The sequence below is a fragment of the Thiomicrorhabdus indica genome (assembly GCF_004293625.1).
Lineage (GTDB): Bacteria > Pseudomonadota > Gammaproteobacteria > Thiomicrospirales > Thiomicrospiraceae > Thiomicrorhabdus > Thiomicrorhabdus indica.
Window position 1 is genome coordinate 576,604 of sequence record NZ_CP033040.1, and the last position, 12,282, is coordinate 588,885.

The following is a 12,282-nucleotide window of genomic DNA, read 5'->3' on the forward strand; positions in this document are numbered from 1 at the left end:
CAATTTGTTTTTATGTTGTATAGGTGTGGTCTGGTTCATTGATGTCATCTGTGATTGAAGTTGTCTGGTTTAAACGTGATTTGAGAATAGAAGATCATGCGCCACTAGTCGAAGCTTGTAAAAGAGCGGAGTATAACGGGACAGCGGTGTTAGCGCTCTATGTGATTGAACCTGAAATTTGGCTGGCGGCCGATGCATCTTGGCGTCAATGGCAATTTGTTGAAGATTGCATTCAAGAGCTAGAAGTGCTTTTGAACAAGATTGGAATTCCATTTTTAAAGGCCTTTGGTCATGCTGAAAACGTGTTGGCCTTGTTGGCTCAACGTTTTTCCATTGCCAATGTTTGGAGTCATCAAGAAACTGGCAACGCTATAACGTTTAAGCGGGATTTGAGCATAAAAAAGTTCTGTAAAGCGCATGCGATTCCATGGATTGAGAGCCTTCAACATCCTGTGCAACGTGCAGGGATTAATCGAGATCATTATCACGAATTTAGCCAAGCGTTTTTTGACCGGCCGGTAGAAAAACCTCCAGTGATATCGGGGGAATTATGGCAACGGCAAAAAGCCTTCTTTCAAGCGTGTGATGCAAGTTTAAGTGAGGCGCTTGAAGCCATCGCACCCATGCCGATGCAAGAATTTTGGCAACAGCTTCGGGCGAGAGCTTACCCGAGAGAATCAACCCAGCGTGGTGGGCGTGAGAGAGGTTTACGTTGTTTACACCGAATTTTAAACAATCATGGGAAGGGGTATTTAGCCACTTTGGCAAAACCGTTTGAAGGTGCAACAGGTTCTTCTCGTTTGAGTCCGCATTTGGCTTGGGGCAGTTTGTCGATTCGAGAGGTTATTCATGCAACTTTGACGCAGATCCAGTCAATTAGCGAGTTAAGTTCCGCGGTCGACGGGCAAAAAGCCAGCACGCGTGATTTGCGGGCATTGCTATCACGATTGTTTTGGCAAAGTCATTTCATGCAAAAACTCGAAGCGGAAGCAGATATGGAATTTCATGCACTGCATCCGTTATATAAGGATTTGCGGCCTTGGAATGCGCAAGATGAACGTCAGCAAATGGTATTGTGGGCTTGGCAAAATGCTCAAACTGGCATGCCGATGGTGGACGCATGCATGCGTTGTCTTCAGCAAACTGGTTGGTTGCCGTTTCGGATGCGAGCAATGGTTGTCAGTTATGCCGCTTATCAATTGTGGTTGCCATGGCAGAAATTTGCGCCTTTTTTAGGGGCTTTGTTCACGGATTATGAACCGGGGATTCATTATTCCCAAGTACAGATGCAATCCGGCACAACCGGCATTAACCAAATGCGAGTTTACAATCCGGTGAAGCAGGCAAAAGATCATGATTCACACGGGCGTTTTATTGCCAAATGGATTCCAGCTTTGGCCTCATTACCATTGGAATTTCGATTTGAGCCGTGGCGATTGTCGCCGGAGCAACAAGAGCGTTTTGATTGCGTGTTGGGGCGAGATTATCCATGGCCGATTGTGGATCATGAAGAAGCCGCCAAAGTAGCCAAAAAACGATTGGCAGAGGTTCGTAAAGACCCAAATGCAAAACGGCTCAGCCAAGCGGTGTTTTTGAAACATGGCAGTCGTTTGAGTAAAGAACAGCGTCGATGGACGCGAACTGGTAAGAAAACTTCGAAACCAAGCTCGCGTAAAAAGTCACCGGCCGGTACTTGTGCCCGAATGGGTACTTGTGCCCGAATGGGTACTTGTGCCCGTATGGGTAAGAATGCTGTGCCGGATGCACAAATGTCGTTGTTTTAAGACACGCAGTCGACTATGTGGTTTGCATTGGCAACTTTCAAATAATTTTTGACTGTTAAAGAGGTTTTGATGGCACACAAAAAATTGCAACTTCCTGAGAAAATTTGCGAAGTTTGTCAAAAATCGTTTGCATGGCGAAAGAAATGGGCGCGAGACTGGGAGCAGGTGAAATATTGTTCTGAACGCTGTCGTCGAAATACGAAAAAAACAACGAATGAGCGGTTTTGATGACTGATGACAATCTCTATCGAAGACAGTAAGCACTTAATGAATGCAACGATTCATGGCTTTCCAGAATCCATGGTTTTGCTCGATGTCGAGACAACTGGCGGTAAAGCAACTCGTGACCGCATTATTGAAATTGGCCTGCTGGTGGTAGAAAAGGGCGTTGTGGTGAAAACCTGGCAGACGTTTGTCAACCCTCAAACGCCTGTGCCTCCTTGGATTCAAAAGTTGACAGCTATTCGTACAGAAATGCTGCAAGATGCCCCAAGCTTTGACGAGATAGCTCCTATGATTCAGGGCGTTTGTGAGGGGCGTGTGTTGGTCGCACACAATGCTCGTTTTGATTACGGCTTTTTGAAAAATGAATTTAAGCGTTTGAATCAATCTTTTCAGGTGAAAACTTTGTGCTCGGTCAAATTGTTACGACGCTTTTATGCGCAATATGCTCGGCATGGTTTAGACCAAGTGATTCAGCGGTTAGGCGTGACTGTGGAAAATCGTCACCGAGCGCTAGACGATGCCAAGGTGATTTGGCAATTGTTTGTGCAGATATCGAAAAATTTTGAGGCGGATGATATTGCGGCGGTTTGTCAGGGGTTTCTGCAAAAGCCAGCGGTGCCGGCGAATTTGGAAGCGATACAAATCAGCCGTTTACCTAACCGGCCGGGAATTTATCGATTTTGGCAAGAGGATAAATTGCTGTACGTGGGAAAATCGGTGCGAATTCGTGATCGTGTGATGAGCCACTTTACGCAAGATCATGCCGTGGCGAAAGATTTGCAAATGAGCAGCAAAATCACTGACATTGATTTTGAAGAAACACCGAGTGATTTTGGCGCGCAATTATTGGAAAACTATTTGGTTAAAACTCAGCGCCCCATGCATAACCAACGGCTTAAAAAGCTGACCAAGCTTTATCAAGTGCGTTTGAATTTGGATGAACAGGGGTATTTGCGCTGCGAATTAAATGTTGCACAGCAGCAATTATTTGATGAAGACCGCGCTTCTATGCAAAGTGCTTGCAGTGAATCAGCGAATGAGTCTAATCAAGCTGTGTTTGGGTTGTTTCGTTCTCGTCGTCAAGCCCAGCAATGGATGGAAAAGGCGTGTAGCCGTTTTCAACTTTGTCCGCGTTTGACGGGGTTGGAAAATAAAAAATCAGGGCCTTGTTTTGCGATGCAGTTGAAGAAATGTTTGGGCGCTTGCTGCCAAAAAGAACCTACGGCTTCCTACAATTTTCGGGTTGAACAGGCATTCGACAAACTTAAACAGCAAGTCTGGCCTTGGCCGGAGCCGGTCGTGGTGGTTGAGCAAGCCACACCCATCCGAGTGATGAGTAAAGAAGCCAGGCGAGACATCCGTGTCAGTCAGGTTTCATGCGAAGAAAATCAAAATTGGTATCACTTTCATGTATTGGATCAATGGCGGTATTTACAGAGGTTTACCGATGAGCAAGCGCTACAGGATTGGTTGGTCGATTTTCAAGGTACTCAATTGGAGGAGTGGCATTCGCCGATACGTTCAGTGAATCACTTGGATAAATCAGAGCCTCTCGGAGCATCTCTTGGGGCATCGGCCAATTTGGCCAACGGAGAATGTTTTGATTTGGATGCGTATTTGATTCTGATTCGATTTTTAATGAAATCACCCCTGCCGGAAGCCTTGAAAGTGATTCCGGTGTCAGATTTTTTGGCTAAGGCTATACATAATTAAGGTTTTTAAACGATTACCATGTTTATTGTTCAATTAAACAATTCAACCGAACCGACACCACAAGCGCTTTTGCAACAGCCCATTCAGCAGAGTTTTGCTTGTCAGGGGTTTCTTGAAGTGACTCAATCAGGTGACGATTTTTCAGGTAGTAGCCGTGACAAACAAACTTTACCGGCCGGTAAAGAGTTGGTCTCAATTGAAAAGCGTTTTGCAACCATGGCTTTGCAGCTTGCGCCTAGTCGTCGAAGCGCGATTGAGCGATTGCAAGCATTGGATGTCAAAGCTTATGCCAACACTCGCAATCACCTGGATGGGGCCATCACAAAATTGTCCGCGTTTATTGAAAATGGATTAATTTCCGAGCAAGAAATTATTGGTTTTTTGCAAGATCGCTTAGGGCAAAGTTGGTCAACGGCTTATCGATTTGTACAGCAGTTGAGTTGGCGAGAATTCTTTCAGCAAAAATGGCATCGAGATTACATGTCGCCCATGCTCGCGCAACAGGCTTATAAAACCGGTTGGCAAGAAGAGGATTATCAACGGCAGATGCCGAGCTTTATTATGCAAGCAGAAACCGATTCAGCATTCATCAATCAGTTGATTCAGGAATTGCAAAGCACCGGTTTTTTACACAATCATGGACGTTTGTATTTGGCTAGCTATATTGTGCACTGGTGCCAAGTTCATTGGAAAACGGGTGCTCAGTGGATGTTGCAGTATTTGGTGGATGGGAACTTGGCCAGCAATCACTTTTCATGGCAGTGGGTGGCCAGCACCAACAGTCCAAAGCCTTACATTTTTAATTTGGAAAATGCCCAGAGGTTTTGTGGCGAGCGCTATGACACTGCAGTGGCCAGCAACCCGAGTTTGGCGGCCAGTTATGAAGAACTCCATGAGCGGCTGTTTCCTAACTTGGAGAGCAGTCAAAAATGAATAAGCAGGTGACAGTGAACAGTGAGCTTTGTTTGCAGGATTGGTTTCTAGGAAAATCCAATGTTCTTTGGTTACAACCGGATGCTTTGTACAAAGCGTTTGCGATGGTAGACAAAGATGAGGCCGGCTTGCAGAAGGTTACAAGTTTACCGGCCGGTATAGATGGGGCTATTTTTATCTGGGACGGCGCTTTTTTTAGTCAGAGCAAAATTGGCGAGAATCGGCAGTTGTTTTTGTGGCAAGCGTTAGAAGCGTTTGCACAAGAGTTAGGTGAACGATTGTTGGTGATTCAAGCGCCTATGCAAATGACGGTGACGGCGTTGATGATGCAATCGATGACTGTGCATACTCATCGTTCCGTATTAACAGAACCTTTATTTCAGATGGTTCAAAGCCTGCAACAACTGCCTTTTTATCCGGCGCAAGTGAAATGGGTAAAATCGGAACATTGGATCGATTACCCCAAAGCTTTACCGGCCGGTTTCTTTAAGTTTTGGAAAACGGCTGAAAAACAGTTATTCCCTAGCGCTGATGCTTCACCGAGCACCTCGCAGAAACAGCGTCCACATAAATAGTCGACTAAATAGGTGCTGAGAAAAATGCTGCCAAATTGGAAATTCGACTTTAAGTTTGACCGGCCGGTAAGAAAGCTGGGTTTGATTTTGGGTGATCAATTAAATCAGCAATTAGTCTCGCGGTTGAATCCTTCTCAAGACGCAATTTTGATGTTGGAAGTGTTGAGTGAATCTCGGCAACCTACGTCAAGTTGGCAAAGAACCACTCTGTTTTTGTCGGCAATGCGCCATTTTGCCGACGATTTAAAACAGACTTGGTCAGAAAGTGCCATGCATTACGTGACAATTTCACATGGTTGTCCAGATTTTGAGCAAGGTCTTCAGGCGTTTTTTCAATCGTATCAAATGGCTTTTCCCAATGAGTCTTTACCGGCATTGGAATGTGTACTTGCTGGGGATGATTCGATTAAGCAGTCAATCGACACGTTTGCGCACTCGAATGGGGTGGCGTTGCAATGGTTGGCAGATGAGCACTTTATTAGCGAACCCGGGCAATTTCAACGTTGGCTGTCTGGGCGAAAACAACCGAGAATGGAATATTACTATCGATTGCTGCGTCAGCAAACCGGTTATTTGATGCAAGGAGTTGAGGGGCAGCAATCGTCCAAATCGCAACCTGTCGGTGGCCAATGGAACTACGACAAGGATAACCGCAAAAGTTTTGGAAAATCCGGGCCTGAGAACGTGCCCGAAGTTCGTCTGTTTGAACTCGATGAAGTGACTGGTTCAGTCGTGGAGACGCTTGTCGAACTGGTGGATAAAAAGGTTTTGTCTTTGGCTGGTGAGCCTTTAAAACTTGAAAATTTGACACAAAAGGGGTGGTTTTGGCCTCTCACTCGAGCGCAGGCTTTACTGGTGTTAGAGGATTTTGTTGGCCACCGCTTAGCGCAGTTTGGTGATTTTCAAGATGCCATGTGGCAAGACCAACCGTGGTTGTTTCATTCTCGGGTTTCTTCGGCTTTGAATATGAAGTTACTTGATCCACGCGAAGTGATCGAAGCCGCGATTGAGGCCTTCGAAAAAAATGAGGCGCCCCTGAACGCGGTGGAGGGATTTGTGCGCCAGATTTTGGGGTGGCGAGAGTATATTCGTGGACTTTATTGGAGCTATCGCAAAGATTGGTTTCAGGCGAATCACTTGAATGCGCAACGCGATTTGCCCAGTTTTTTCTGGACAGGAAAAACTCAGATGAACTGTCAATCTCAGGCGGTTTCTCAGGTTTTGCAGACCGGCTATGGACACCATATTCAACGCTTAATGGTTACAGGTCTGTTTTCACTGCTTTATGGCGTTAAGCCTCAACAGATTCACGAATGGTACTTAGGCTTATTTGTCGATGCGATTGCTTGGGTGGAAATTCCAAATACCATCGGCATGAGTCAATTTGCTGATGGTGGGATTGTGGGCTCAAAACCTTATATTGCCAGTGGTGCTTACATTCAGAAAATGTCGAACTATTGCCAGAAGTGCATTTACAATCCAAAATTACCGGCCGGTGAAAAAGCCTGTCCGATTAGCACGTTATATTGGGAATTTATTGCTCGTCATCAATCTTTACTGGACGGTCATCCGCGATTGGGAATGCAGTGGCGAAATTGGCAAAACAAAAGCGATGAACAGCAATTTGCGATTCGAAATCGTGCACGATGGTTGTTTGAAAATATAGACGTTGTTTAAGGAATCTCCGGTTGAACCAGAGGTTCCTTAAGTGCTCTTTAGGGATTGAACGATCTTTAGAATATTACTCAATACTAAGCCTGTTTGAAGGAGAGAAAAATGGCATTAACAGTGAATGATTTTCGGTTGATTGAATCGGATTATGGCTATGCCAAAAAGGTACGTTACACTTTGGGACATCTTTTTGGATTGCGTACGCCCAGCTGTTTGCCTGAGTTGCTGTTACAAGGTTCTCCTGATGAGGTGGATGTGGTGATGCGATTGTTGCAGGCCTTTGCCGAAACAAAAACGCAAAATCATCGCTTGCGAGAGATTGCTGAAAAAGGGCTGAGAGAATTTGAGTTAGAACAGGCGTTTGAAGAGGGACGACAGTATGCGATTAAGCAACCGATGCAAATGTTGAAAGATCACGGTCTGAATTGGCGTTACAGTAAAAATCCTTACCAAACAGGCAAAGTCGCAACCGATCAGGAAAAGTTTGAGGCGTGGAGCAATGGATTTAAAGCGCATTTTGATGTCGCTTGCTGTGAGGCTTGGTAAGTAAACCTCACAGGTTTTCTGGGAGGTTTAGGAGAGAGGGTACTTAACTTGAATTCCGCTAAGACCACAGTAACCTTCAGGGTTTTTTTCTAAGTAGCGCTGGTGCTCTTCTTCAGCGCGATTGTAGTTTTTTAGTGGTTCGATTTCTGTGGTGATTTTGCCATATTTGTTTTCGGTTAACGCTCGCTGGTAGGTTTGCAAACTTTTCTCTGCCACTTCTCTTTGCTGTTCTGTGGTGTAGTAGATACCGCTGCGATAATTGCTACCAATATCATTCCCCTGGCGATCACCTTGTGTTGGGTTATGTCCTTCCCAAAAAACTTTCAGCAATGACTCTAAGCTGACTTTTTTCGGGTCAAACGTAACCCTGACCACTTCTGCATGGTTACGAATTTTACTTAAACCTGCGGTAATTGCGCGCTCTGTGGCAAGTACCGACTTGTAATTGGTACGCAGCATTTCACCGTTAGCATAGCCCACTTCGACCGATTCGACGCCAAAGTGACGGCGAACTCGTCTTTCGGCTCCCCAGAAACATCCCATGCCAAAGGCAATTTCTTCTAAATGATTCGCTAAATTTTGTGGATTTGCATGAGTAGGGTGTTGGTGTTTCATAATTCATCAATCCTATGAATGATCCGATTTCCAGTTCGATTGAGCCTTTTTCAAATCGTTTAAAACGTCTAAAACATGGGTGTCTGGATCCACATTTCGGTAAGTATGCGTAATTATACCCTTTGGATTGATAATAAAACTATGTCGTTTCGCTAAACGTACTATTCCTAAATTGAGCATGGCATCATAACGCGCGGCAGCAATTGCACCAGGGTCTGCGAGCAATTGAAATGGTAATCGATGCTTTTTTGCAAATTCTTGATGGCTTTCAACGTTATCGATGCTGATGCCTAAAATGGTGGCTTGCTGCTCAATCAGTTTATTAATGTTGTCGCGAAAACTACAGGCCTCGGTGGTACAACCTGGGGTGTTATTTTTAGGGTAAAAATACAGTACGATCCATTTTCCTTTCAATTCAGATAGGGTGACGGCTTGGTTGTTTTGGTCGGTGAGAGTGAAGTCGGGTGCAGCGTCTCCTGCTTTGAGTTCTGCATGCGCTTGCCAGCTTAACAGTGAAGCAATGGTAAACACTAAAATGGTGAATAGTTTTTTCATAAAAACCTCTCTTAACTAAAGGGTTACGGCGACAAGCGATGGCGGACCCAAGATGGCGCATCGTCTGTGGTCTTGTTTTGGGTATCTAGGGTATATTCCAAGCGGTCATGTAAGCGGTTTTCACCGCCTTGCCAAAATTCAAAACGCTCGGGAACGACTCGATAGCCTCCCCAGAAATCCGGTAGAGGAACGTCGCCGTGTTTGAATTTTTCTTTCATTTTTTCAAATTGCGCAAGTAGCAGGCTTTTATTGGAGATGATTTGACTCTGTTGACTGACCCAAGCGCCAATCTGACTGCCTTTTGGCCGACTTAAGAAATAGCTTAAAGATTCTTTGGTTGAAAGCTTTTCTGCCCGGCCGGTAATCATGACTTGACGTTCCAAAGGTAGCCACAAAAACTGTAGGGCAATATTGGGATTGTTTTCTAAATGTTGGGCTTTTCGGCTGTGAAAGTTGGTATAAAACACAAAACCGTTTTCATCAAACCCTTTTAACAAAACGGTTCGTGTCATTGGGCAGTTATTTTCATCAATGGTCGCCACAATCATTGCATTGGGCTCAAGCAGTTGAGCTTCCCTAGCTTGTGAGAACCATTTTTCGAATTGTGCAAACGGACTGACATCTGCTGTGGTTTCATCAAGGCTGTCAGAATTGTAGTTGCGGCGCATGGCCTGAATTTCTTCATTGGAGTGCACGGGTGGCTCCTTAACTTAACACTAATTTATTTCACTATTTTATAAGCTTTATCAAACTTTAACATTTAAGACGTGGTGAATTTAGTCATACCCATTCAGGTCTGCGAAGCTTGAAACGTTAATTTTCTAATAAGTAGTCGATTCTGAATAACTCGTTGTTGTGAACCTCAATAATGGAATAACCATTATCTTCAATCCATGCCTAGAGCCTATCTACTTAAACATCCCACATAAATCTAAACCAGTTATTCAGAGTCGACTATGTATTTGATGGCTTGCTCAAAGGCTTTTGGTTGTTCAACCCATGGAAAATGACTGCATTTGTCCAGCACAATGATTTTTCTTAAAACTTGATTATTTTCTAAAGCTTGCAAGTTTTCAGGCATGAGCGAGTCTTGTCGGCAATCTAAAAAATCAACGGGTAGGCGCCAATTGCGAATTTGCTCATAAGTGATAGGGTTTGCATCATACGCTTTCCAAGCCTGAACATTTAATTCAATATCAAAGTCCGTGTGATTAAACATTTTTGCGTAGCTTTGGCCTTGCTGGTAGTCATAAAAATATGTTGGCAAAACTTGCGTAATTTGTCGTTCGGTGATTTCTCTTGCCTGCAGTTCTGAGGCAAGTTCGGAAACTTCATTGTTCCAAGCCTTTTCATCGTCCCAAGTGATTTGTTGAGCTTGCAGGTTTTTTTGATGAACGTTTTCAGTAAGATCTCGCATGGCATGTTTTTCTGGATCCACAGGGTTGAGTAGTAGGAGCTGAGAAATATGGTCTGGATATTGTTGTGTGTAGAGCATTGCCATTAAAGCTCCCCAAGAATGACCGATCAAAATGGGTTTTTGCGATGATGTCGCAGGGAGTTGCTGGATTAAGCTGTCAATGTCTTCTACCCAAAGTTGCGTGATGGTTTTTTGAAGTCTGTGAGTCGCTAGGTTTGAGTTTTCCCCGATGCCTCGCATATCCATTAAATAAGTACTGTGCCCAAAACTATGTAAAAGCGTTTGGATCGGTTCTAGATTCCAGCTACTAAATCCAGGCCCTCCTCCTAACAGAATGATGGCTGGTTTTGGTTTGTCTAGTTGGTTAGCGGCTTTCAATTCGTGATAGACAAGAGTTTCATTATGAGCCGTGGTAAGTGTTTGTGATGGTGATGTAAAAGCGGCATTCGCAATAGACGAAACGCTATACAGGCACGCCGCCGCCAATAAGCAAGCGCTTTGAAAAAACTTGGCTATCGTGTTTTTCAAGAGGTGGTTGTACATCGTTCTTTCTCAATTGGTTTTGTATAAGTTTAAATTTATTTTGTATAGGTATTGTATATTTATTTTAAATACTTATACTAGTCCTTAGAGCTAAGGAAGTCTTGAGATTTTATTTCTTGGTTTCATTAGTTCAGTTGTGACAAAACCATAGAATTTACACCTCTATGGCGTGAAAATGCCTACAACATTTTCAACGCAACGTTGTAACGACTACTCCACTTTTCATTTTTGGGCGCCATTGGCGCCTATTTTTTTGCGTGAAATTCTAAATGTGCAAGCGTGGCTTGATTAGGTCGGAACTGACAGCTTTTGTCGAACTTTTTTGACGAGCCAGCTCAGTAGGGGGACTTTTTCATAAACGACTTCGGTCGGATCCCAATAATCAATATGGCTGGAAATTAACCCCTGTCGATTAAATGTCACTTTGCTCATTCCGTCAAAACAGTGCATTTTTTTGGAGTTTTGGGTGGAAAATTCAAATTGCCAATAAAGCATTCCTATGAATTCGGTTTGATTTATTCGGTGTGCTTTGCGTGCGCGTTGCAAACAGGCATGTGTGACCGTGAACTTGGGGGATTGGAGCGTGGAGAACATGTGCGCAAAAATATTTAATGTGGCTTCTTTCCCTGTGACTTTATTGAATGGATCTTGAAAAAACACTTGCTCGCAAAACAGAGGTTCAAGAGTGATTCGATAGTTTTCCGAAGATAGGTTTTCAAAAGCCGATGCATAGGCTTCCAAATTAATTTTAAGATTTTCTTGTTTTAAAAGGATGTTGGTAATCTGAGAGTTCATAGTGTTTTTTGAGTCGCTTGTTGCTAGTGATGTTTGAGTGTTTTGCTAGAGAGTTTGAGTGCCCATGATTTGGGTAAACGTTTTAATAGGCTCAGTATACTTGCCAAACTCCACGGAAAACGAGTTTCAAACCGGCCGGTAGCGTTTATGGCTTGTAAGATTTTGTCTGCGGCTGCGTGAGGTTCCATTAATCCTAACATTGGAAAGTCATTTTTGGCAGTGAGTCGGGTGTTAACAAAGCCATGATTCACGACTTTTAGTTGAATTTTGTGATGTTGAAGCTCAGGTTGGAGTGATTCGGCCAAATTCATTAAAGCGGCTTTGGGTGCAGAGTATGCACCGGCATAGGGTAAACCAAAATCACTCGACAGACTGATATTCCATAACCATTCCCCAGATGCTTGTTCTAAAAAGTAGGGTTTAAGAGCAATCATCATGCGTACCGCTCCCAGATAATTGGTCTGGTTCATTTGAATAAATAACTCTTCATCCCATTGATCAATGCTTAAAGGTTCATAGGAACCGGCGTTGTAAATCCAACAATCAATGCCTTCAAAGCACTCCCATGCAGAGGCACAAGCATGTGTAATCGTGTCAGGTTTCGTCACGTCAATATTGAGCAATTGAAGTGAATGTTGATAGCTTTTTTGAAGCTCTAAAAGTTGTGTGGAAGATTCTGCATTTCTTGAAGAAGCAATTACTTTATCACCTTGCTGTAGAAGTTTTTCACATAGTGCCAAACCAATGCCAGCAGATGCGCCGACTAGCCAAAATTTTCTTGAAGGATGCGTTGTCAAAGGTTGAGTTTGATTGGCATGAGTCATTACGGCCTCCGACATTTAATCTTGTGAATTTATTAATTTCGTATCGTTATTGTAAAACTTTTGTCGGAATTTATCTTGTGTTTATG

The 12,282-nt window shown here is 43.7% G+C and carries 13 protein-coding genes; 7 read left to right on the plus strand and 6 right to left on the minus strand.

Features of this window, described 5'->3' with window-relative positions; translation table 11 throughout:
* Positions 1-41 precede the first annotated feature (41 nt).
* The 7 genes from D9T12_RS02320 to D9T12_RS02350 all read left to right on the plus strand — a co-directional run bounded on the left by D9T12_RS02320 (position 42) and on the right by D9T12_RS02350 (position 7,447).
* The gene (locus D9T12_RS02320; protein ID WP_130536665.1) at positions 42-1,784 is read left to right on the plus strand and encodes a cryptochrome/deoxyribodipyrimidine photo-lyase family protein; all 1,743 of its coding nucleotides are present in this window, start codon (positions 42-44) and stop codon (positions 1,782-1,784) included.
* Between the two features lie 69 nt (positions 1,785-1,853).
* Positions 1,854-2,012: a DUF2256 domain-containing protein gene (locus D9T12_RS02325; RefSeq protein ID WP_130536666.1), complete on the plus strand. Its 159-nt coding sequence runs from the start codon at positions 1,854-1,856 to the stop codon at positions 2,010-2,012.
* 6 nt (positions 2,013-2,018) lie between these two features.
* Positions 2,019-3,722 carry an exonuclease domain-containing protein gene (locus D9T12_RS02330; RefSeq protein WP_130536667.1) on the plus strand — a complete coding sequence of 568 codons (1,704 nt, stop codon included), beginning with the start codon at positions 2,019-2,021 and terminating at the stop codon, positions 3,720-3,722.
* Between the two features lie 18 nt (positions 3,723-3,740).
* Positions 3,741-4,655 (plus strand): FAD-binding domain-containing protein, encoded by a 915-nt coding sequence (locus D9T12_RS02335; protein ID WP_130536668.1) that lies wholly within the window; start codon positions 3,741-3,743, stop codon positions 4,653-4,655.
* The gene (locus D9T12_RS02340; protein ID WP_130536669.1) at positions 4,652-5,230 is read left to right on the plus strand and encodes a hypothetical protein; all 579 of its coding nucleotides are present in this window, start codon (positions 4,652-4,654) and stop codon (positions 5,228-5,230) included. The genes D9T12_RS02335 and D9T12_RS02340 overlap by 4 nt, the downstream gene beginning before the upstream one ends.
* A gap of 24 nt (positions 5,231-5,254) precedes the next feature.
* Complete coding sequence (locus tag D9T12_RS02345) at positions 5,255-6,907, plus strand: cryptochrome/photolyase family protein (protein WP_130536670.1); 1,653 nt, start codon at positions 5,255-5,257, stop codon at positions 6,905-6,907.
* 99 nt (positions 6,908-7,006) lie between these two features.
* Positions 7,007-7,447 (plus strand): hypothetical protein, encoded by a 441-nt coding sequence (locus tag D9T12_RS02350; RefSeq protein WP_130536671.1) that lies wholly within the window; start codon positions 7,007-7,009, stop codon positions 7,445-7,447.
* 27 nt (positions 7,448-7,474) lie between these two features.
* Here D9T12_RS02350 and msrA read toward each other — a convergent pair whose 3' ends face one another.
* The 6 genes from msrA to D9T12_RS02380 all read right to left on the minus strand — a co-directional run bounded on the left by msrA (position 7,475) and on the right by D9T12_RS02380 (position 12,196).
* Positions 7,475-8,062, minus strand: a complete 588-nt coding sequence (gene msrA / locus D9T12_RS02355; protein WP_130536672.1) for a peptide-methionine (S)-S-oxide reductase MsrA — start codon at positions 8,060-8,062, stop codon at positions 7,475-7,477.
* Positions 8,063-8,074: 12 nt separating this feature from the next.
* Positions 8,075-8,617, minus strand: a complete 543-nt coding sequence (locus D9T12_RS02360; protein ID WP_130536673.1) for a peroxiredoxin — start codon at positions 8,615-8,617, stop codon at positions 8,075-8,077.
* 23 nt (positions 8,618-8,640) lie between these two features.
* Positions 8,641-9,312: a pyridoxamine 5'-phosphate oxidase gene (gene pdxH, locus D9T12_RS02365; protein ID WP_276318993.1), complete on the minus strand. Its 672-nt coding sequence runs from the start codon at positions 9,310-9,312 to the stop codon at positions 8,641-8,643.
* 245 nt (positions 9,313-9,557) lie between these two features.
* The gene (locus D9T12_RS02370) at positions 9,558-10,577 is read right to left on the minus strand and encodes an alpha/beta fold hydrolase (RefSeq protein ID WP_130536674.1); all 1,020 of its coding nucleotides are present in this window, start codon (positions 10,575-10,577) and stop codon (positions 9,558-9,560) included.
* Positions 10,578-10,865: 288 nt separating this feature from the next.
* Entirely contained in the window at positions 10,866-11,372 is a 507-nt protein-coding gene (locus D9T12_RS02375; RefSeq protein ID WP_130536675.1) for a nuclear transport factor 2 family protein, read from the minus strand.
* A gap of 23 nt (positions 11,373-11,395) precedes the next feature.
* On the minus strand, positions 11,396-12,196 hold the full coding sequence (locus D9T12_RS02380) for an SDR family NAD(P)-dependent oxidoreductase (RefSeq protein ID WP_130536676.1): 801 nt from the start codon (positions 12,194-12,196) through the stop codon (positions 11,396-11,398).
* Between the last annotated feature and the right edge of the window lie 86 nt (positions 12,197-12,282).

Excerpts from the sequence above, each read along its gene's own strand:
- D9T12_RS02320 (WP_130536665.1), top strand. The coding sequence starts at position 42 with ATGTCATCTGTGATTGAAGTTGTCTGGTTTAAACGTGATTTGAGAATA.
- D9T12_RS02325 (WP_130536666.1), top strand. The coding sequence starts at position 1,854 with ATGGCACACAAAAAATTGCAACTTCCTGAGAAAATTTGCGAAGTTTGT.
- D9T12_RS02330 (WP_130536667.1), top strand. The coding sequence starts at position 2,019 with ATGACAATCTCTATCGAAGACAGTAAGCACTTAATGAATGCAACGATT.
- D9T12_RS02335 (WP_130536668.1), top strand. The coding sequence starts at position 3,741 with ATGTTTATTGTTCAATTAAACAATTCAACCGAACCGACACCACAAGCG.
- D9T12_RS02340 (WP_130536669.1), top strand. The coding sequence starts at position 4,652 with ATGAATAAGCAGGTGACAGTGAACAGTGAGCTTTGTTTGCAGGATTGG.
- D9T12_RS02345 (WP_130536670.1), top strand. The coding sequence starts at position 5,255 with ATGCTGCCAAATTGGAAATTCGACTTTAAGTTTGACCGGCCGGTAAGA.
- D9T12_RS02350 (WP_130536671.1), top strand. The coding sequence starts at position 7,007 with ATGGCATTAACAGTGAATGATTTTCGGTTGATTGAATCGGATTATGGC.
- msrA (WP_130536672.1), bottom strand. The coding sequence starts at position 8,062 with ATGAAACACCAACACCCTACTCATGCAAATCCACAAAATTTAGCGAAT.
- D9T12_RS02360 (WP_130536673.1), bottom strand. The coding sequence starts at position 8,617 with ATGAAAAAACTATTCACCATTTTAGTGTTTACCATTGCTTCACTGTTA.
- D9T12_RS02370 (WP_130536674.1), bottom strand. The coding sequence starts at position 10,577 with ATGTACAACCACCTCTTGAAAAACACGATAGCCAAGTTTTTTCAAAGC.
- D9T12_RS02375 (WP_130536675.1), bottom strand. The coding sequence starts at position 11,372 with ATGAACTCTCAGATTACCAACATCCTTTTAAAACAAGAAAATCTTAAA.
- D9T12_RS02380 (WP_130536676.1), bottom strand. The coding sequence starts at position 12,196 with ATGACTCATGCCAATCAAACTCAACCTTTGACAACGCATCCTTCAAGA.